The 20,483-nt window shown below is 66.2% G+C and carries 18 protein-coding genes; 11 read left to right on the top strand and 7 right to left on the bottom strand.

What is annotated here, in order from left to right:
- Positions 1-36: 36 nt before the first annotated feature.
- A complete protein-coding gene (locus tag EAX62_RS05415; RefSeq protein ID WP_121900572.1) occupies positions 37-1,041 on the bottom strand; it encodes a LacI family DNA-binding transcriptional regulator in 1,005 nt (334 codons plus the stop codon).
- Between the two features lie 122 nt (positions 1,042-1,163).
- On the opposite strand from EAX62_RS05415, the gene EAX62_RS05420 reads away from it, so the two are divergent.
- From EAX62_RS05420 to EAX62_RS05440, 5 genes are read left to right on the top strand one after another with little or no spacing between them, the layout of a single operon-like run.
- Positions 1,164-2,513: an ABC transporter substrate-binding protein gene (locus EAX62_RS05420; RefSeq protein ID WP_121900573.1), complete on the top strand. Its 1,350-nt coding sequence runs from the start codon at positions 1,164-1,166 to the stop codon at positions 2,511-2,513.
- Positions 2,514-2,516: 3 nt separating this feature from the next.
- Positions 2,517-3,488 (top strand): carbohydrate ABC transporter permease, encoded by a 972-nt coding sequence (locus EAX62_RS05425; RefSeq protein ID WP_121900574.1) that lies wholly within the window; start codon positions 2,517-2,519, stop codon positions 3,486-3,488.
- Positions 3,485-4,312, top strand: coding sequence for a carbohydrate ABC transporter permease (locus tag EAX62_RS05430; RefSeq protein ID WP_121900575.1), 828 nt, complete (start codon positions 3,485-3,487; stop codon positions 4,310-4,312). The genes EAX62_RS05425 and EAX62_RS05430 overlap by 4 nt, the downstream gene beginning before the upstream one ends.
- On the top strand, positions 4,309-5,358 hold the full coding sequence (locus tag EAX62_RS05435; RefSeq protein ID WP_121900576.1) for a glycoside hydrolase family 43 protein: 1,050 nt from the start codon (positions 4,309-4,311) through the stop codon (positions 5,356-5,358). Before EAX62_RS05430 ends, EAX62_RS05435 begins: the two co-directional genes overlap by 4 nt.
- On the top strand, positions 5,355-7,196 hold the full coding sequence (locus EAX62_RS05440) for a glycoside hydrolase family 2 protein (RefSeq protein WP_121900577.1): 1,842 nt from the start codon (positions 5,355-5,357) through the stop codon (positions 7,194-7,196). The genes EAX62_RS05435 and EAX62_RS05440 overlap by 4 nt, the downstream gene beginning before the upstream one ends.
- A 19-nt stretch (positions 7,197-7,215) precedes the next feature.
- On the opposite strand, the gene EAX62_RS05445 is transcribed toward EAX62_RS05440, so the two are convergent.
- From EAX62_RS05445 to mmsA, 6 genes are all read right to left on the bottom strand, one after another.
- A complete protein-coding gene (locus EAX62_RS05445) occupies positions 7,216-7,599 on the bottom strand; it encodes a hypothetical protein (RefSeq protein ID WP_121900578.1) in 384 nt (127 codons plus the stop codon).
- Between the two features lie 78 nt (positions 7,600-7,677).
- The gene (locus EAX62_RS05450) at positions 7,678-8,727 is read right to left on the bottom strand and encodes a lipoyl protein ligase domain-containing protein (protein ID WP_121900579.1); all 1,050 of its coding nucleotides are present in this window, start codon (positions 8,725-8,727) and stop codon (positions 7,678-7,680) included.
- A gap of 130 nt (positions 8,728-8,857) precedes the next feature.
- Positions 8,858-9,283 carry a globin gene (locus tag EAX62_RS05455; protein WP_121900580.1) on the bottom strand — a complete coding sequence of 142 codons (426 nt, stop codon included), beginning with the start codon at positions 9,281-9,283 and terminating at the stop codon, positions 8,858-8,860.
- Between the two features lie 109 nt (positions 9,284-9,392).
- Positions 9,393-10,502, bottom strand: coding sequence for a substrate-binding domain-containing protein (locus EAX62_RS05460; RefSeq protein WP_121900581.1), 1,110 nt, complete (start codon positions 10,500-10,502; stop codon positions 9,393-9,395).
- Positions 10,503-10,621: 119 nt separating this feature from the next.
- The gene (locus EAX62_RS05465) at positions 10,622-11,950 is read right to left on the bottom strand and encodes a sugar ABC transporter permease (RefSeq protein WP_121900582.1); all 1,329 of its coding nucleotides are present in this window, start codon (positions 11,948-11,950) and stop codon (positions 10,622-10,624) included.
- Between the two features lie 17 nt (positions 11,951-11,967).
- Positions 11,968-13,533 carry a multiple monosaccharide ABC transporter ATP-binding protein gene (gene mmsA / locus EAX62_RS05470; protein ID WP_121900583.1) on the bottom strand — a complete coding sequence of 522 codons (1,566 nt, stop codon included), beginning with the start codon at positions 13,531-13,533 and terminating at the stop codon, positions 11,968-11,970.
- 356 nt (positions 13,534-13,889) lie between these two features.
- Between mmsA and EAX62_RS05475 the strand changes: the two genes are divergently transcribed.
- The 6 genes from EAX62_RS05475 (at position 13,890) to EAX62_RS05500 (ending at position 20,408) form a co-directional block, all read left to right on the top strand.
- On the top strand, positions 13,890-15,035 hold the full coding sequence (locus tag EAX62_RS05475; protein ID WP_267897976.1) for an ROK family transcriptional regulator: 1,146 nt from the start codon (positions 13,890-13,892) through the stop codon (positions 15,033-15,035).
- 4 nt (positions 15,036-15,039) lie between these two features.
- A complete protein-coding gene (locus tag EAX62_RS05480) occupies positions 15,040-15,792 on the top strand; it encodes an ATP-binding cassette domain-containing protein (protein WP_121900585.1) in 753 nt (250 codons plus the stop codon).
- Between the two features lie 125 nt (positions 15,793-15,917).
- On the top strand, positions 15,918-16,430 hold the full coding sequence (locus tag EAX62_RS05485) for a SigE family RNA polymerase sigma factor (RefSeq protein WP_121900586.1): 513 nt from the start codon (positions 15,918-15,920) through the stop codon (positions 16,428-16,430).
- Positions 16,427-17,491: a hypothetical protein gene (locus EAX62_RS05490; RefSeq protein ID WP_121900587.1), complete on the top strand. Its 1,065-nt coding sequence runs from the start codon at positions 16,427-16,429 to the stop codon at positions 17,489-17,491. Before EAX62_RS05485 ends, EAX62_RS05490 begins: the two co-directional genes overlap by 4 nt.
- A gap of 98 nt (positions 17,492-17,589) precedes the next feature.
- The gene (locus EAX62_RS05495) at positions 17,590-18,105 is read left to right on the top strand and encodes a SigE family RNA polymerase sigma factor (protein WP_121900588.1); all 516 of its coding nucleotides are present in this window, start codon (positions 17,590-17,592) and stop codon (positions 18,103-18,105) included.
- On the top strand, positions 18,102-20,408 hold the full coding sequence (locus EAX62_RS05500; protein ID WP_121900589.1) for a hypothetical protein: 2,307 nt from the start codon (positions 18,102-18,104) through the stop codon (positions 20,406-20,408). The genes EAX62_RS05495 and EAX62_RS05500 overlap by 4 nt, the downstream gene beginning before the upstream one ends.
- The last annotated feature ends 75 nt before the right edge of the window (positions 20,409-20,483 follow it).

Here is a 20,483-nt window from a genome sequence, read left to right on the forward strand (position 1 = left end):
GGGCGGGTTGTCACGCCCAGCCGGGTCCCGCGCGGCTCAGGTGGCTGTGCTTTCCCGGAACCGTAGCTCCCATGGGACGAAGATGCGCTCAGGGCCCTGTGAGCCTCCCTCGATGGTCAGGATGAGGCGGTCGATGGCGATGCTGGCCAACGCTGCCAGGTCCGGGGCCACCGTGGTGAGGGATGGGGTGTGGAATCGACCCTCGGGGATGTCGTCGAATCCCACCACGGCGATGTCCTCCGGGATGCGAACCCCTCGTTCGAGGCAGGCGCGCATCGCCCCGATGGCAAGGAGGTCGTTGAAGGCGAAGACTGCGTCGGGCCGTTCCTGCTCCGGCAAGTCCAGGAGTTGTTGCATGGCGGAGTAGCCGTGCTCGCGGTCGAACTGTCGGACGCGGACGATCCTCTTGCCGGGGAGCCGAAGGCCGGCGTCCTCGACGGCCGACTGGAACCCCTCCAGCCTGACCGACGAGGTGCCCTGGATGGGCTCACGTCCGATGGCGGCCAACCGCCGACGACCGGATGCGAGCAGGAACTCCCCGACGGCGCGGGACGCCGCCACCGAGTCCACCGAAATGTGGTCCACACCGCTCGGCACGGCCCGTTCGCCGAGGAGCACCAGTGGCACGGAACTGTGGCGTGCGTCGATCTCGGCCGCCGTGAGGCCCAGGGGCGAGAGGATGACACCGTCCACCATCTGACCGCTCATGCCGGAGAGGGCGAGCCTTTCCTGTTCCTTGTCCGCCCCCGTGATGTCCATGAGCAGGATGTAGCCGCGTCGCGTGGCCTGCGCAGCGAGGTGGGACGCCAACTCGGAGAAGTAGGGCGAGTCCAGTTGTGGCACGGCCAGTGCGATGAACCCACCGCGCCCGTGTTTGAGTTGGCGCGCCGCCAGATTGGGACGGTAGCCGAGCGCGTCCAGTGAGGCCTGTACGCGCGAGCGCATCGTCGCGCTGATGTTGGGGCGCGCGTTGACCACGTTGGAGACGGTCTTCACCGACACGCCTGCGTGTTCGGCTACATCCTTGAGGGTGGTGGCCATGGGCTCATCGTAGGGCGTGCGGATGATCTTGCGAAAGCGCTGGACAAAGCGTTTACAACGGTGCAAACTGGTCAAACGGTTATCCGTTGTAAACCACCTTCACCGAGGAAGGACCTCACCCCATGGTTGCTCCACACTTTTCTGCGCTGAACCGCCGGCGCTTCATGTCCCTCGCCGCCATCGGCGGCTCAGCCGCCGCCCTGGCGGCCTGCGGGGGTGGCTCATCCCCCCGTGACACGCTCGCCCCCACCGCCGCCCCGTCCGGGGATGGAGGGAAGGCCGGCTACGACGGGCCGGCAGTGAAGCTGGCCTTCTGGAACGGCTTCACGGGCGGCGACGGCCCCATGATGAAGAAACTGGTGGACCAGTTCTCCTCGGAACATGAGAACATCGCCGTCACCATGACCACCATGCAGTGGGCCGACTACTACGCCAAGCTGCCCACGGCAGTCACCGCTGGCAAGGGCCCCGACATCGGCATCATGCACGTGGACTCCGTGGCCACGAACGCGGCCCGCAACGTCATCCAGCCCCTGGATGACGTGGCCAAGGCGCTGGATCTGAAGGAGAGCGATTTCGCGCCCGTGCCGTGGAAGGCGGGGATCTACGCCGACAAGCGCTACTCCATCCCGCTCGACGTCCACCCGCTGGGGTTCTACTACAACAAGGACGTCATGGAGAAGGCGGGCCTCGACCCCGAGAAGCCGCCGACCACCAACGACGAATACCTGGCTGCGCTGGAAGAGTTGAAGAAGGCTGGTGTGCAGGGTCACTGGGCCACGCCGTTCCCGTTCACGGGCAGCATGACCATTCAGAGCCTCATCTGGCAGTTTGGCGGACAACTGTTCGACGAGGCGGGCACCAAGGTGCTGTGGGCCGAGGAACCCGGCGTCACAGCCCTCACCTGGTACGCAGACCTCATCAAGAAGGGGTACTCCCCGGCCAAGGTCGCCCAGGACGCTGACTACATCGCCTTCAAGAATGGTGAAAACGCCTTCAACTGGAACGGGATCTGGCAGGTCAACGATCTGAAGCAGACCAAGATCAACTGGGGCGTTGCCGCGCTACCCAACATTGGCGGCACCAAAGCCGCGTGGGCGGGTTCGCACCAGTTCGTGCTGCCGGTCCAGAAGACCCCGGATGACAACAAGGCTGTGGCATCGCGTGTCTTCATCAACTGGATCAGCGAGCAGTCACTGGCCTGGGCCGAAGCCGGCCAGGTGCCCGCCCGCAACTCTGTTCGCGAATCGGCGGAGTTCAAGGCTCTGAAGGAGCAGGCCGAGTTGGCCACACAGATCGATGACCTGCACTTCCCGCCGACCATCCCCGGCATCGGCGACTGCTTCGCTGAGTTCGAGAAGGCCTTCAACGCCGTGCTGCTCTCCGGGACGGATCCGGCCAAGGCGCTGGAGGACTCCGCCAAGCGCGCCCAGAAGATCCTCGAGGACAATGCCAAGAAGTACAACCGCTGAGCCATGGCGGCCACATTGAAGGGACGGGCGAGCCGAAGGTCCGGCTCGCCCCTGACCCCCTACCTGTTCCTGACCCCCTACCTGGCCATCTTCGTCACGTTCGTGGTCATCCCGGCGGTGTTCGGCATCTGGATCAGCCTGCACGACTGGGACTACATGCTGGACTCCCAGATCTTCCTGGGACTTCGGAACTACGCGGACCTGCTGGATGAGACCTCCCTGCCGTACCCCGAATTCTGGAACGGCATGAAGAACACCCTGATCTTCACGGTGGCCAGCGTGCCGTTCCTGATCGTCATCCCGCTGTTGCTGGCGATGTTGCTGAACGTCAGGTTCCCCGGGCGCACGTTCTTCCGGGCGATGTTCTTCGCCCCCTACGTGCTGGGCGTGGCTGTCATCGGCCTCATGTGGCGCTACCTGCTGGATGGCAACTTCGGGATCATCAACTCAATTTTTCGCACCGACATCCAGTGGACCACGGACCAGCCGTGGGCCTGGGTGGCCCTGGTGGGGGTCACGGTGTGGTGGACGATGGGGTTCAACGCCATCATCTACCTCGCCGGCCTGGGGGACATTCCTGCAGAGCAGTACGAGGCTGCCGCGCTGGATGGTGCGGGATGGTGGAACAAGTTCGTCTACGTCACCCTCCCCGGCCTTCGGCCCGTCCTCATTTTCATCATGATCACCACGATTCTGGCGAGCGCCAACATGTTCGGCCAGTCCTACATCATCACCAACGGAGGGCCGACGGAGTCCACGAAGACGGCCATCATGACCATCACGGAACTGGGCCTGCGTCGCTACCAGATGGGTGCCGCGGCGGCAGAGAGTTACGTGCTGGCCGCGTTCCTCGCGCTGGTGTCCATCGCCAACTTCTGGTTGCTGCGGGACAGGGAAGCCGCGAAGGAGCGGCGCGAACTCAAGGCGGAGCGCCGGGAAATAGATGAGACGCGGCGTGCGGGGGCCTCGGCATGAAGCGAGTCGCGCGGAACCCTCTGCTCTGGATACTCCTGGCGATCCTGTCCATCATCTTCCTGGGGCCCCTGCTCATCATGTTCTTCACGTCGCTGAAGACGGCCGGTGAGTCCCAGTCCGTTCCTCCCACGCTGTGGCCACAGGCGCCGACGTTGCGTGCCTATGACATCCTGCTCAGCGCCGCTGACAACCCGATCTTCCTCTGGTTCGCCAACTCGATGGTGGCAGCCACCCTGCACGCCCTCCTGGTGGTCGTCACCGCATCCCTGGCGGGATACGCGCTGGCGCGCATGGAGTTCGCGGGCCGCAACATCATCTTCGGCCTCATCATCTCCACACTGTTCGTCCCGGGCTTCATCTTCCTCATGCCGAACTTCCTCCTCCTGGACGCGTTCGGCTGGCTTGACACGCTCCTGGCCATCATCATTCCGGGGGCGGCCGGTGCGTTCGGTGTCTTCTTCATGCGTCAGTTCTTCCTGGGACTCCCGAAGGAATTCGAGGAGAGCGCGCGCATCGACGGCGCCGGGCCGTTCACGACGTTCCTGCGCATCATGCTGCCCAACGCCATGCCCGCCATGGTGACGCTGCTGGTGCTGGCCTTCCTCGCCAACTGGAACGACTTCATCTGGCCGCTGTACGTCTTGTTCAGCGACGCGCGACTCACACTGCCGGTCGGCCTCACGAAACTGCAGGGTGCCTACACCATCGACTACCCCGTCATCATGGCCGGAGCCGTCATCGCTTCGCTGCCGGTGTTGATCCTCTACATCTTCGTGCAGCGCTACGTCATCGAGGGTGTGGCCAGCGGCGGGGTGAAGGGATGACGTCGACGCGAGGGCTCACCCAGCTCCTGGCCCCTCTCCTGCTGGTGGCAGGCCTGGTGGGATGCTCCGGCACGCCCACGAGCCCCAGCACCTCTCCCAACCCCACGAAGGAGGAATCCTCGATGACCGAGGGCTTCACCAACCCCGTGTACGCCACCAACTTTGCCGATCCGCACATCCTGGCCGACGGGGACGGCTTCATTGCCTTCGCCACCAACGGCAACACCATGAACGTCCAAACGGCCACCAGTGACGACATGGTCACGTGGCAACAGGGAAGTGACGCCCTGCCTGTGCTTCCGGTGTGGAGTTCGCCCGGCAAGGTGTGGGCGCCGGAAACCATCAAGTGGACGGACGGAACCTACCGGATGTACTACACGACCATGGTGGTGGGTCAGGACAGGCAGTGCCTGTCGGTGGCGACCTCCGACACCGCGGCGGGGCCCTACGTGGATGACTCCACAGCCCCCGTGGTCTGCGAGAAGGACGAAGGCGGCTCCATCGACAGTTCGCCGTTCATCGCCTCCGACGGCACGGCGTGGCTCTACTGGAAGAACGACGGCAACCACATCGGGGTGGACACTTTCATCCGCGTCGCCCGGCTCTCCGCTGACGGGATGTCCACCGAGGGCGAGACCACGGACGTTCTGCAGCAGGACCTCCCATGGGAGGACATGCTCGTCGAGGGCCCCAACGTCTGGGAACACGACGGCAAGTTCCACATGTTCTACTCCGGCAACGGGTACTGGACCGACAAGTACGCGGTGGGCCACGCCGTCGGCGACTCCCCGACGGGACCCTTCACCAAGGACCCGGAACCCGTCCTGACGACCAACGACGTCGCTGCCGGGCCCGGCCACAACTCGCTCATCGAGGTGGGGGACCAGCTGTGGATGGTGTACCACGCGTGGGAGCCGGGCGCCGTCGGTGACGAGGCCACCGGGCGCCAGATGTGGCTCTCGCGTGTCTCGTTCACCGACGACGGCGGCGTCGAGGTGGAACCGCCGCTGGTCGAGAATCCCGAAGCACCGAAGAAGGCATCATGACCGTGCAGCAGATCCCACGCGCCGAGCATCCCCGCCCACAGTTCCTGCGCGACCGCTGGCTCACGCTGAACGGGGTGTGGGAGTTCGAGAGGGATCCCGGTGACTCCGGGCTGGAGCGTGGCCTCCTGGCGCGCACCCTGCGCGACGAGATCCTGGTGCCCTTCGCGCCCGAGTCGGAGCTCTCGGGCATCGGGGACACGGACTTCCACGAGGCGGTCTGGTACCGGCGCCGTATCGCCGTGCCCGAGGACTGGCCCGCGGGCGACCGCGTGTTGCTGCACTGCCAGGCCATCGACCACGACGCCACGGTGTGGCTGGATGGCGTGGAGGTAGGCCGCCACCGCGGTGGGCACTCGTCGTTCACCCTGGACGTCACGTCGGCTCTCGACGGACGACGCGAGGCCGACCTGGTCATTCGTGCGCGGGACCCGCGTCATGAGGTGTTGCCCCGCGGTAAGCAGGCCACGTGGTTCGGCAACACGCACTGCAACTACACGAGGACCACCGGCATCTGGCAGAGCGTCTGGTTGGAATCCGTGCCCACCTCCCACCTGGTGCGCCCACGGATCACGCCGGACGCCGGTCGCGCAACGTTCGACCTGGACGCAGCCGTGGCCCACGGCCGACCCGGCCAGAGGGTGCGCGCCGTCCTCAGCGACGGCGACGGGGAGGTGGCCCGCGACGAGGCCGTCGTCGGCATGACCATGGTCCCGTCCCTGCGGCTTGTGCTGCCGCAGGACCGCCGTCGACTGTGGTGCCCCGAGGACCCCCACCTGTATGACCTGGAGTTCACGCTGCTGGGCGAGGACGGCACTGTCATCGACAGCCTTGCCTCCTATGCGGGGCTGCGCTCCGTCAGCATCGACGGCCAGAGGATCCTGCTCAACGGTGAGCCCGTCTTCCAGCGACTCGTGCTGGACCAGCAGTACTGGCCGGACGGCCTCATGACGGCGCCCTCGGATGCAGCGCTGGTGCGCGACATCGAGCTCGGCCTGGCAGCGGGATTCAACGGCGCCCGCCTCCACCAGAAGGTGGCAGAGGAACGCTTCCTCCACCACTGTGACCGCCTCGGCTATCTGCTCTGGGGAGAGTTCGCGGACTGGGGCGCATCAGGGCAGGGGCCGGCCGGGCACAACCAGGGCCAGACGCCGACGTTCGTGGCCCAGTGGGTGGAGGTGGTGGAGCGCGACTATTCCCATCCCTCCATCATCGGGTGGTGCCCGCTCAACGAGACCCACCAGTACCTCCACGACCGCTTCACCGTCCTCGACGACGTCACGGCCGCCATGTACTGGGCCACCAAGGGGATGGATCGCACGCGCCCGGTCATCGACGCCTCCGGCTACAGCCACAGGGTGGCGGCCACTGATGTCTGGGACAGCCACGACTACGAGCAGGACCCGGTGGAGTTCGGGAAGAAGATGTCGGGTCTGGAGCGAGGGGAGCCATTCGCCAACACCGGGGAGAACACGGGGTCTGCAGCTGACGGGGCCCCGACCTATTCACTGCCCTACGCAGGGCAGCCGTACTTCTGCAGTGAGTACGGCGGCGTCTGGTGGGTGCCGGAGGCGGCCCGCGAGGGGGATGACAACTCGTGGGGCTACGGCCAACGGCCGGCCACCGAGGACGAGGTGTATGCCCGCATGGAGGGGCTCACCCGGGTCCTCGACCAGAACCCGTTGATGTTCGGCTACTGCTACACCCAGCTCACTGACGTGTTCCAGGAGAAGAACGGGATCTACGCCTTCGACCGGTCGGAAAAGTTCGACATGGAGCGGGTCCGCGCCAACTTTGCCCACCCGGCTTCCTACGAGTCGCACCCTGCAGGCGCGGAGTGACAGGGCTGGTACTGGGCGGTCAGCGGCGACGCGAGGTGAGGATGCGGGAGTCGATGGCGTCGATCACGAGCAGGACAAGCAACGCGACACCGGCGACGATGACCCGGGTCGAAAGCGGCTCGAAGCACTGGGTGCCCAGCACCACGATGGAGTAGCAGAGGCCGATGACCACCGCCTCGGTGGAGGCCTTGAGCTGACCGACCAGCATCACGACGCGCCCGCCGAAGCCCAGCGCGATCATGGCCGTGCCGAGGACCACGAGTGGTGTCGCCTTCTGGAACGTCGGAATCTGGATGAGCAGCAACATGAGGGCCGCGAGCACGATGGTGCCGATGATGATGATCACCGACGACCACCCGAAGGCTCGGGGTTCGCGGGTCTGCGACGAGGAAGTGCTGGTCATGGTGTGCTCCACAGCTTGTCGGTATCACTGCTTGTCAGTGGTGACCAATCGTCCCACAGTCCCGGGTTGCACCGGGGATCACGGGACGCGTTTGGTCCACTCGTCTGAGGAGAACTTGGTGTCGACCAGGTGCTGGGCCTCCGACAGCTCGGATTCGCTGTAGTCACGGCGCATCGTCTCGTAGCGGCCCTCGAAGTGATGCAGGAAGGCAGCGATGATCTCGTCGCGGGGCATGTGCGTCTGCGAACGAAGCGGGTCGACGCGCTTGTTGGCCGACTTGGTGCCCTTGTCGGACATCTTCTCGCGCCCGATGCGCAGCACTTCGAGCATTTTGTCGGCGTCGATGTCGTAGGCCATGGTCACGTGGTGCAGCACCACGCCACCGGCGAGGCGACGCTGCGCCGCTCCGGCAATCTTGCCCTTGTCAGAGGCGATGTCGTTGAGGGGGACGTAGCGGGCGTTGACTCCCAGCTCCGCCAGCGCACCCATGACCCACTCGTCGAGGAACGCGTAACTGCGCTCGAAACTGAGGCCCTCCACCAGTGACGTGGGGGCGATGAGTGAGTAGGTCACGCAGTTGCCCTGCTCCATGAACATGGCACCGCCACCGGTGATGCGGCGCACGACGTTGATGCCGTGGCGTTGCCGGCCCTCGTCGTCGATCTCGTTCCTGTAGGACTGGAAGGAGCCGATGACCACCAGCGGCCGGTCCCAGTCCCAGATCCGCAGGCAGGGGTTGATCGTGCCGGCGGCCAGTTCTCTGGCCATGACCTCGTCGAGGGCCACATGCATCCGGGGATCCATGGTGACGGGGCCGATGACGTCGAAGGTGTGGTCAGACCAGTCGGTGGCGTGGCCGAGCGCGCGGCGCACGGCGATGCCCACGGCCTCGGGGGTGAAGCCCATGAGCCTGGCGCCGTCGGGGAGGCGTGACGAGATGGCGGCGGCGAGGTCGTCCACGGACGCATCGTCGGGCATGCCCATGAGGGCGCCGTTGATGTCGTCGAGGGCCTCGTCGGGTTCGAGGAAGAAATCGCCGGACAACGCCGCCCGGGTGATCCGCCCCTCCTCGGCCTCGATGTCGATTGCGACAAGCTTGCCGCCTGGAACCTTGTACTCACCACGCATGCGCTCGACCCTAGCGCGCCCCCACGCTGCCGCGCGACGAAGGAGGGTCCCACATCGACCTCACGGGGAATTCGATACACCGACGTCGTTCCTCACGGCGGCACTCAGGGAACGGGGCGCACCGCGTCGGTCAGGCCAGGGGCAGGTGCATCGGGGTGCTGCCGGCCGACTCCTCGTCGGCGTTGACCATGAACTGTGCGGCCCGGGTGACGTAGTCCCGCAGTTCTGCTTCGTCCGACGGGTCCAGGTCGACGGCGTCGATGGCAGCGTGCATGTGGTGCAGCCAGCGGTCGCGCTGCGTGGGTGTGACAGCGAAGGGTGCGTGACGCATGCGCAGACGGGGGTGGCCGCGGGTCTCGCTGTAGGTCTTGGGGCCGCCCCAGTACTGCTCCATGAACAGCAGCAGCCGCTCCTCGGCAGGCGCGAGGTTCTCCTCGGGATACAGCGCGCGCAGCGGCGGGTCCTCGGCGACGCCTTCATAGAAGACGCGAATCAGCTTCGCGAAGGTCTCACGTCCTCCGACGCGTTCGTACAAGGTTCCGGTCTGCTCGCTCACGGGGCAAGTCTTCCAGAGCCACGGGTACTGGGCAGCTGCACTGCTGCCGCTGGACGCGACGAGGCGTGGGCAGGAACATCCTGCCCACGCCTCGTCGTGATGGAGTCGGTCAGCCCTCGATGAGCTTCAGGCGCTCGGGGTCATTGGCGAAGACCTCCTTGAGGTTCGCCTTGGTCACGACCACCGGGTCCAGCTGGAAGATCGGGACGTCGATGCTGCCGTTGTTCTCCTTGGCGTCGGTGGAGGGCATGGCCTCACCCTTCTGCAGCGCGGAGATGAGCTCGATGGTCTTGGCCACCAGTGCGTCGGTGGGCTTGGCGACGGTGGAGTACTGCTTGCCGTCGTTGATGGAAATGATGGACTCGTTCTCAGCGTCGAGCCCGGTCACGACCGGGAGTTCCTGGCCGGCCTGGGCGACGGAGGTCAGGATGGCGCGCCCGATGCCGTCGTTGGGGGACAGGACGCCGTCGATGGTCTTGTCGGCGTAGAAGCCGGAGAGCAGCGAGTCCATGCGGGCCTGCGCCTTGGCGTTGTCCCAGTCCTGGGTGGCGACCTGCGTGAAGTCCTTCTGTCCGGAGACGACCACGAGGGTGCCGTCGTCGATCTTCGGCTGGAGGACCTTCATGGCTCCTTCGAAGAAGCTCGGGGCGTTCGGGTCAGCCGGTCCGCCGCCGAACAGCTCAATGTTGTACGGGGCATCCCCGGCGCGTTCGGCCAGGCCGTCGAGGAGGGACTGGCCCTGCAGCTCACCGGTGCGGATGGAGCCGAACTGCACGACGGCGTCGACGCCGGTGGTGTTTTCGATGAGCCGGTCGTAGCCGATGATGGCAATACCCGCGTCGTGGGCCTTCTCCAGCACGGAGCCCAGCTGCGTGCCGTCGACGGGCCCGACGACGATGACCTTGGCGCCCTGCTCGATCATGGCCTCGATCTGCTGCTGCTGTTGCGGCACCTTCTGGTCAGCGCTCTGCACCAGCGGGGTGAGACCGGCGGCCTTCAGCTGGTCCTTGAACAAGACCTCGGCCTCCTTCCAGTTCTGGGTGCCGAGCCAGGGCAGCGCCACACCGACGGTGGCGTCGGCGGCGAATCCGGCGGCGGTCTCGCTGGATCCGGTGGCGGCGGGGTCGGAGGTGGTTCCTTCGCGACCGCCGCCACAGGCGGTGAGGCTCAGCGAGGTGATGAGGACTGCAGCCAGGGCTGATGCGACTCTGAACTTCATGGTTGTTCCTTTCGAGGGCCCGGGGTCCCGGGCTGGTCTTTGGGCATGGCATGCCCAGACGATGTGGGTTTCACACGTGGTGGGGGCTGGTTTGACGGGTGGCCGGCGGCCGTCCCGGGTCAACGCTGAGCGGGCTCGGGCATCGTGTCGATGGCGTCGACGACGGGGCCCCCGGCGGAGGGAAGCTCGGCTTGCCCGGTGATGGACCCGGCTGTCGTGGAGCCGGCTTCGTTGTCCCCACCTGATCCGAAGTTGCGCATCAGGTGACCGATGATGGAGGAGCGTCCCTGCTGCTTGTTGTAGACGTCGAAGGCGACAGCCGCCAGCAGGACAAGACCCTTGATGACCTGTGTCTGGTCCGCGCCCACACCCATGAGCATGAGCCCGCTGTTGAGTACGGCCATGACGAGGCCACCGATGATGGAGCCGATCACGGTGCCGATGCCTCCGGAGACCGCGGCGCCGCCGATGAACACTGCGGCGATGGCGTCGAGCTCCCACATGGTGCCGTCGGAGGGTCCGGCGGCGGTGGCGCGACCGATGAACAGGATGCCTGCGATGGCTGCCAGGAATGACATGTTCATCATGACGAGGAAGTAGGTGCGTTGCGTGTTGACACCGGAGAGGGCGGCGGCTGCCTTGTTGCCACCCACTGCGTAGATGTGGCGGCCGAAGCGGGTCCGATGGGTGAGGACGTGGTAGATGATCACGAGGATGACGAGGATGACGCCGGGGATGGGGAACGATGTGCCGGGGCGGCCGCTACCGAAGAGGTAGGTGACGTAGCCGATGACGGTGACGAGGAGGACGATGCGTACCAGCGAGGCCCACAGTGGAACTTCCTGTCCGCGTTCCATGAGGTGCCTGCGGCGGTTCATCTCGCTGCGGACGAACCAGGCAGCCCCGATCAGTCCGAGCAGCAGGGTCGAGTTGTTCATGCCGGTCCAGGCGGGACCCCATTCGGGGAGGTAACCGGCGCCCAGGAACTGGAACTGCTTGGGCACTGGCACCGAGATGGATTTCGACATCCAGATCACGAGGCCGCGGAAGATCATCATGCCTGCCAGCGTGGTGATGAATCCGGGGATACCGATCTTGGCGAGCCAGAATCCTTGCCAGGCGCCAACGACGATGCCGGCGACGAGACCGAGCAGCATGCCCGCCCACCAGGGGAATCCGTACTGGGCGATGCTGAGGGCTGTGACCATGCCGACGAAGCCGGCGACGGAACCGACCGACAGGTCGATCTGCCCGATGACGATGACCATCACCATCCCGATCGCCAGTATCAGGACGTAGGCGTTGCCGGAGATGAGGTTCTGGAAGTTCGAGGACGTCAGCATCCGACCGCCGGAGACGAGGTTGAAGACGACGACGAGGAGGATGAGGGCGAGCCCCATCGTGTACTGCTGGAGGCTGCCTCCGAAAATCTGCTTCAGGTGCTTCATTGCTGTCCTGTCCGGGCTCAGGCGATCAGTGCCGGGGCCGCCGGCGCGGTTGCTGATGTGGTGGTCATGCGGCGCATCAGGGTTTCCTGGTCGGCGTCGCTGGCCGCGAGTTCGCCGGTGATACGGCCTTCGCAGATGGTGTAGATGCGGTCACAGATGCCGAGGAGTTCAGGCAACTCGGAGCTGATCACCATGACGGCCTTGCCGTCGTTGGCAAGGGAGTGGATGAGCTTGTAGATCTCGTACTTGGCACCGACGTCGATGCCTCGTGTGGGCTCGTCGAGGATGAGCACCTTCGGTGCCGGGTACATCCACTTGGCCAGGACAACCTTCTGCTGGTTGCCGCCGGAGAGGGTGGAGACACCGACGTCGACGCTCGGCGCCTTGATGCGCAGTTCTTTGCGGTACTTCTCCGCCACCTTGTTCTCCTTGCGTGGCTGCAGGAGACCGCGGGTGACGATGTCGCGGAGGTTTGCCGAGACGATGGTCTTCTTGATGGAGTCGATCAGGTTGAGGCCCAGTGTCTTGCGGTCCTCGGTGACGTAGGCGATGCCTGCGGCGATCGCCTGTTCCACGTTCTTCGGCGCGATCTCCTCGCCATCCAGGATGAGTTGTCCGCTGAGCCATGTGCCATATGAGCGCCCGAAGATGGAGCGGGCCAGTTCGGTGCGTCCCGCGCCCATGAGGCCTGCGAAGCCGACGACCTCGCCTCGGCGAAGCGTGAAGTGTGCGTCATTGACGATGAGTCGCCCCGGGATGCTCGGGTGCTCCACGTTCCATCCCCGCACCTCCATGAGCTCGTCGCCGATGTGCGGCTCGCGGCTCGGGTAGCGGTTCTCAATGGAACGGCCCACCATGGCGCGGATGATGCGGTCCTCGTCGACGTGTCCGGCGACCACTTCGTAGGTCTCCACCGTCCTGCCGTCACGAATGACGGTGACGGCGTCGGAGACCGCGGCGATCTCGTTCAGTTTGTGGGAAATCATGATGCAGGTGATCCCCTTGGCCTTGAGTCCGCGCATCAGGTCCAGCAGGTTGGCGGAGTCGTCCTCGTTGAGGGCGGACGTCGGCTCGTCGAGGATGAGCAGTTTCACGTCCTTGGACAGCGCCTTGGCGATCTCGACGAGCTGCTGCTGCCCGACCCCCAGGGACTTGATGGCGGTGTCAGGGTCGATGTCCAGACCGACGCGAGCCAGGAGGTCCATGGCACGGAGTCGTGAGGCCTCCCAGTCGATGAGCCGACCGCGCATGATCTCGGAGCCCAGGAAGATGTTCTCGGCCACCGACAGCTCGGGGATCAGGGCCAGTTCCTGATGGATGATCACGATGCCCTTCTCCTCGGAGGACTTGATGGTGGAGAAGTTCATCTCCGAGCCCTCGAACATGATCTGGCCCTCGTAGGTGCCGTGGGGGTACACGCCGGAAAGCACTTTCATGAGCGTGGACTTGCCGGCACCGTTCTCGCCGCAGATGGCGTGGATGTCGCCCCGACGAACCTGCATGGTGACCTCGTCCAAGGCGCGGACGCCGGGGAACTCCTTCGTGATGCGTCGCATCTCGAGCAGAACGTGGCTTGCTGTCATGCCTGGTCTCCTTCGACTGGCTGGGTGAGCGCCTGCGGTGATTGCTCGGGAGCGGCGGTGCTCGGTGATGAGGAAACGGTAAAGCCTCCACCCCATTGGCGTCAAGCCTTAAATTCAATTTTTCTGCGGGGCTCTTGGGTTCATGGCCGGGGGGAGCGGTTACTTGCCGCTCCCACAACGCCTTATAGTCTGGTTCCATCCTGTGGTTTGAGCGTCGGGAGTCGCTGGATGCTCCCTCTCCCGAGCTGGCTCCTGAGTTGCACCACTGAATTCAAGGTAAGAAGTCAAGGCACGCTGTAAGCGCTCGCCTGTCACTCTTGGGTCTGACTGCTAGCGTTAGCAGCGTGAGCATCGGCATGGGGGCACCTGGTTCGCAGGCGTCCTTGCGCGAAGCCAACAGTGGTCGAATCGTTGAAGCAGTGAAGCTATACGGCAAGATCACCCAGGTGGAGCTTGCCGCCGCCACGGGACTCTCGCCAGCCACCGTGTCCAACATCGTGAAGCAACTACTGGCCGCTGGCATCGTCCAGACGAGCATCACCACGAGGTCCGGGCGCAGGGCCCAGCAGGTGTCACTGGTGCGCTCCTCGGAACTCTCCGTCGGCGTCCACATCGGACGCAGGGCCGCGGAAGTGATCGTCGCGGACGCGTCGTATTCCGTCAACGCGCGCCAGTCCTTCCCGCTGCCCGCCGATCATCGTCACGACACCACCCTGGACCGGATCGCCCTACTGGTGGCCGAACTGACCGAGCAGCTGGGTGCCTCCCTGGACGACGTCGATGCGGTGGGGGTCGCTCTGCCGGCGCGGACCGGCCTGCCCGCCGCTGCTGGACTGCCCGGCTGGGAGGACGTCCGGGTGGAGGCAGTGCTGGAGCGGCGGCTTCGCAGAGGAATCCTGGTCACATCGGAGGCTGAGGCGGCCGCCGTCGCCGAGTCCCGGTACGGCAGCCTTCGCGGCGTCACCACGGGACTTCTGGTGCGCGCCTCGCACAACGTGGACGGCTGCATCCTGCTGGAGGGCCTACCGCACCGGGGTGTCGGCGGTATTGCAGGGGCGCTGGGTCACGTCCGGGTGGACGCTTCCGGGCCCATCTGCCGGTGTGGTGCGCGCGGCTGCCTCAACACTGTCGTCACGAGCGACGCCATGGCGGAGGACCTGCGGGTGAGTCATGGGCCCATGGGCCTGCGGGCCATCGTCGCCGCGGCACGGGCCGGCGACCCCGGCTGTCGGCAGGTGGTGGCCGATGCCGCAGCGGTCGTCGGGGGAGTGGTGGCGGACGCGGCCATGCTGCTCGGGCCGGAGTGCGTCACCATCGCAGGAGAACTCGCGGCAGCGGGGGACGTGTTCTGCGACCCCATCCGGGAGGCTCTGGCCTCGCGCCCCCTCCTCAGCCGCGCCATCGTCGTGAGAGAGTCTGAATGCCAGGACCCCGAGGCTCGGGGAGCTCTCGCTCTGGCCCACGATGCCGTGAGCCCCTCGCTGATGACCCAGGAAGTGTGACGCCATGGAACGCCCCATCCCGCTGTTGAGCCTTCGTGCCATCTCCAAGCACTTTGGTGGAGTGGAGGCCCTGATGGATGTCGACCTGGATGTGCACCGCGGTGAAGTGGTGGCGCTGGTCGGCGACAACGCGGCCGGCAAGTCCACGCTCGCCCGCATCGTCGCCGGCATCCACAGGCCGGACTCCGGCACCATCCTCATCGATGGTGAGCCGGTCACGATCCCCAACGCCCAGGCAGCGTTCTCGCACGGCATCGCCCCGGTGTTCCAGGAGTTGGCCCTGCCCGAGAACCTGGACGTGACCTCCAACATTTTCCTGGGTCGGGAACACTCCGTGCGGGGACTCCTCGACGTGGACGCCATGGACGACCTGGCCCGCAGCTACCTGAACCGTTTGCACAGCCGCATCCCGGACCTGCGGGCCCCGCTGTACACCTTGTCGGCCGGACAGCGTCAGTGCGTGGCCATTGCCCGCACCCTCGTGGCCAATCCGCGGCTCGTGGTCCTGGACGAGCCAACGGCTTCGCTGTCCGTCAGCCAGACGGCTGAGGTACTCACCTACGTCGACGGTCTGCGCGACATGGGGTTGGGTGTCATCCTCATCAGCCACAACCTCACGGACGTGCGCGCCGTGGCCGATCGCGTCGAAGTACTGAGGCACGGACGCAACAACGGGTCCTTCTCCGCATCGGAGGCCACCTACGAGGAAATCCTCGCTGCCATCACGGGTGCCACACGCTCCGCGCCCCGTCGCTGACGCACTGGTCACTCACCCCCACCGGCACGCTCGCCGAGGCTCTGGACAAGGTCTTTACAGGTTGATCACGGCAGAGTGACAACCTTCCGGGCGGGTCACAGCGTCGTGAGGGGTAGGAGGTCACCATGGAGGATGCAACAGATGCCGCAGCACACGGCATTGAGGGTTTCCTCGCCGACCGCGGAAGCGGCCTCCTGCGTGCCGCGTGGCTGCTGACGGGCGACGACCACCACGCGGAGGACCTGCTCCAGAGCGCGCTGGCCAAGTCGTTGGGCAAGTACGACGCGCTGGCCAACGACTACAAGTTCGAGGCCTACCTGAGGACCACCATCTACCGCACGTTCGTGTCGTGGTGGCGGCGCAAGAGTTGGAACTCCGAGACCGTCACGCAACAGGTGCCGGAGCGGGCCGACGACGACGTACCCGTCGCGTTGCGACTGGACGTGCTGCGCGCACTGGACACCCTGCCGCGCATGCAACGGGCGGTTCTGTCCCTGCGATACCTCGAGGATCGGCCCATCGCGGAGGTGGCGTCGATCCTCGGTATCGGTGAGGGGACGGTCAAGAAGTACGCCCACCGTGGGTGCGTGACCCTGCAGGGGTCGGTGCACCTGACTGATGAGGAGGCAAGCCGATGAACGAGGACGAGATCTCCGAGACGCTCGACAAGGTGGTGCCGCACCGGGAACTCCCCGAGGGCCTGCTGGCGGGTGCGCGACGCCGTCGCCGCCGGACCCGCACCCTCACGGGAACAGCGGCCGCGGCACTGGTCGCAGCCCTGGCCGTTCCCCTGGCCCTGACCATGGGCAGCTCCGGCCAGCAGGTGGCCACGCCGCAGCCCACCGCGATCAGCACAGCGTCCTATGACGAGCAGTGCAGGGTGGACGCCGAAGGCCGCATGGCCACCAGTGAGCTCCCCGGCGACACGCTCCCGGACGGCCCATCAGCGGTGTGGTTCTGCAGCGGTGTGGTTTCCCGCGCGCCCTTCGAACCGCTCGTGGGTACGCAGGCGACACAGCGGTTGGTCGACAGCTTCCGCGAACTCTCCACCACGCCGGTCGAGGGCAAGCAGCGCTCCCTGTCGCCCAACAAGGGCTACCTCGTCTTCACGTACGCCGACGGCCAGCGCTACGTGGTGCAGATCGATCTCTACAGCTCGGGGCAGGTCCTCTGGGGCAGTGAGCAGCAGCACGTCCGCTACGGAAGCCCGGAATGGTTCTACGGTCTGGATCAGTTGTGGAGGCGGCAGCGCGACGAGAATCCGCAGAACCCGCCGCTGGCCCCACGGGTCGGGGTGTGCGACAACATGGGTCCCTCCCTGGGTCGGCCCATGGACCGCTACGACGTGGACGGCGCGCTGTGCACAGTCATTCGGAACGAGGCCGGAGTCGTGGAGGGCGTCAGGGTCCCCGCGCCGCAACAGTTGGTTACTGAGGCCCGAAGGGAGGCGCAGAGCGCAAGCGTGGCGTGGGTGCGCACTGACCTGGAACCCAACCCGGCTGTCCACTGGGACGGGGACACCATCATGCTGGTGGACGACTACGGCGACCGGCTGCCCCTCATGCAGACGGCCACTGACAAGTGGTTCTGGCAGCAGGGTGACAAGGGCTGGGAATGGACACCGACCCCGGAACTTGCGGCACGACTCAACAAGGCCCTCGACGAGGGCCGACCCTCGCCGCAGCCGACGCACAGCTGAGCGTTGGAGCGCGGCGCCGACCGCTCCGCCATGATGTCTGCAACCCCGCTGCAGTGGAACACCACCCCCACCGCGTCTGTAGGGGTGTGGAGGCAGTCATGACGGAGCGTCGCATCGAGGCGGCCGCCGGGTTCGACGAGTTCGTGTCGGACCGGGGCGGTGCGCTCTGGTGGGCTGCGTGGCTGCTGACGGGCGACGCCCACCACGCCGAGGATCTCGTCCAGACGGCGCTCACCAAGATGTACGGCCGCTACGCCTCCTGCGAGAATGATCGACACTTCGAGGCTCAGGTCCGCACCACCATCTACCGGACGTTCGTCTCCTGGTGGAGACGGAAGGCTTGGCGTTCCGAGGTCCCCACCGAGGTGCACCCGGACGCCATCGGCGTCGTCGACGACGACCCGGCACTGCGGGAGGACCTGCTCCGCGCACTGGCGACACTGCCCCGCATGCAGCGGGCCGTCCTGGTGCTGCGGTACTTCGAGGACCGACCCGCCCAGGAGGTCGCGCAGATGCTGGGGATACCCGTCGGCACCGTCACCTCACACGCCAGCCGTGGCCTCAAAGCAATGCGGCTCTCCACCCACCTGAGTGACACGGAGGTCGACTCATGAACGGACACGAACTCAGCGACGCCTTCCAGCGCATCCTCCCCGAGCAGCCGTCCGCCGGGGGTTGGGCAGGCAGGGCCCGACGCCGGAGCCAGCATCGCCGCCGAATGGTCGGGGCTGCCGCGGTCGCGGTCGTCGTCGCCTTCGCCATCCCGATGGGGCTGCATCTGGGTGCCGGACCGCAGGTGATGACCACCCCGGCCCCCACTGCCACGCCACAACCGGAGCGGGAGGGCATGCCCACTCCCTGTCAGGAAGCTGCGGACAAGAACTTCGAGGGGACCGACCCGGTCGACGGCAAGCTCCCGGAAGGAGCGACGAAACTATGGCTCTGCGGCGAGGCCTACCCGAGGCTTCCCTACGGGGGGCAGTTGGCGTTCATCGGGCCTCAGGAGGCCCTCACTGTGGGCGTCGACGAGGCGGTGAGCGCCTTCAACGACCTGACCTGGCAGGAGGGAGCGGCGATCGACTGCGCGTCCAGTGGCGAGGTGTACCACCTCCTCGTCGAGTATCCCGACCAGAAGACGCAAACCCTCGAGGGGAACTTCGCACCCGATGGCTGCCAGCACTTCAGGATGTCGAGCGGCATCGTGGAAGGGGCCGACGGCTATGTGGCGACCCTGCAGGATCTGTGGGAAGCGCAGCGCGAGTCCACTGACCCTGTGCAACTCGACGTCACCATGTGCCCCGGGTACACCTCGCTGTTCAGCATGGACCCCGCCGATCTCGGGCATGGCCACGGATGCGTCCTCCAGAGGAAGACCACCGCCGGCGGCGCCGGCGCCACCATGAGGAGCGATGACCTCCCTGCGGACCTGTTGACACTGGTCCGGGACAAGGTGTCGTCGGGTGGTGAGCCGCTGAGCCGGTTCGGGGCGTTCAGTTCAGATGAGCAGATCGTCCTGCTCAGCCCCCACAACGACCCCGTCACCCTGTCCTGGGGGACGTGGGGCAGGGCCGCCGGTCTGATGTGGAACAACCCCGAGCGACGGGTCTGGTACCCCGACGCCGCACAGGCGCAACGCCTGGACGACTACTTCGCGCAACTGCGGCGAAACCCCGACGCGGAGCCGGAACCCACACTCGGCCCGGAGGACACGGGCGGCCTGACACCCAAGGTGTGCGCCGACATCCGGGACGGCACGCTCGCGCCCGACCAACTGCCGGCCGGAGACAGGCTGCCCGTCGGCGCGGAGCGGGTGTGGCTGTGCGGCGACCTCAACGCCCGTTTCGGTGGGCAGCTCGGCCTGCGGGAGCCACTCGTGGTGGACCCGGACCGGGTCGTCGACGCCATCAACCAACTTGAGCCCATGCCGGCTCGGGAGGGGGATGGTTGCACGGAGGTCGGCGGAGTGACGTACCACCTTGCCATCGACTACCCGGACGGCCGCCGGCGCGTCATCTCGGCAGAGACTGTCAACTGCCGGTGGGTGGGGGGCTGGGGTGGCAGAGTCGGCGGCGACGCGCTGCTGGAGGCCATCGCGCCGATGTGGACCGAGCAGCGGGCCACCCACCTCTCGTCCGACCTGGGTGAGCCGCGGCTGTGCGACGGATACCCGCGAAGCGACACCGGTGAACCCCGCTATCCCCACACGTTCCTCCCGGTTGACCGAGCGGAAGCCACCAGCGGAGCGCTCTGCGGGCTGCCGTCGGACTCGACGGACTTCGACGGCGATGTCGTGCAGCGCTGGCTCCCACCCGCCCTGGTCACGGCCATCGCCGAGGCGACGCCCACACCGGGCGCGCCGGAGGACATGCGCCTCACCGCCGGCCTGCCGTCGATTGTTTTGCTGAATGCGTTTGGCGACCCTCTCGTGCTGGCTGTCGGCGAGGGCGGGGTCGTGTACCTGGGGGAGGAGGGCGGGGCGTGGATGCCGTCCGGGCCTCTCGCGGATGAGTGGCAGGAGGCCCTGTCAGGGCTGCGGACGACGCCGTTCTACGTCGCCCCTCCGGAGTGTGGTGGCTATGACCCCGCCACTCTCACGGGTGACCTCTCCCGCGTCGTTGGGGGACTTACCTGCCTCGGGCAGTTTGCGGTGCCGGCGAAGGGTCCGGATCTTGAGCCGGCTTTTGCGACAGAGCTGGCCCGAAGGTTCGCGGCGGAGTCCACCAAGGCCACGTTGAACGGCTGGAACACCGCCAACTTCTTGGTGCTGACCGATGCCGACGGCAAGAGCACACGCCTCTACTGGAACGGCCGGAATCCTGCCCACCTCGTCGACGAGATGAGCGAACGCTCATGGCCGATCCCGGGGGATGTGCAGCGAGAACTGGAACGCTACGGCTTCGACTTCACACCGGAATGATCGGCTCAACGCCTCTTGCTGGAACACTGCAACCGATCACGGCGTTCACCGCGTCGTGGTGGGTAGGAGGTGGTG

Origin of the sequence: Tessaracoccus antarcticus (assembly GCF_003688855.1) — a bacterium.
Lineage (GTDB): Bacteria > Actinomycetota > Actinomycetes > Propionibacteriales > Propionibacteriaceae > Arachnia > Arachnia antarctica.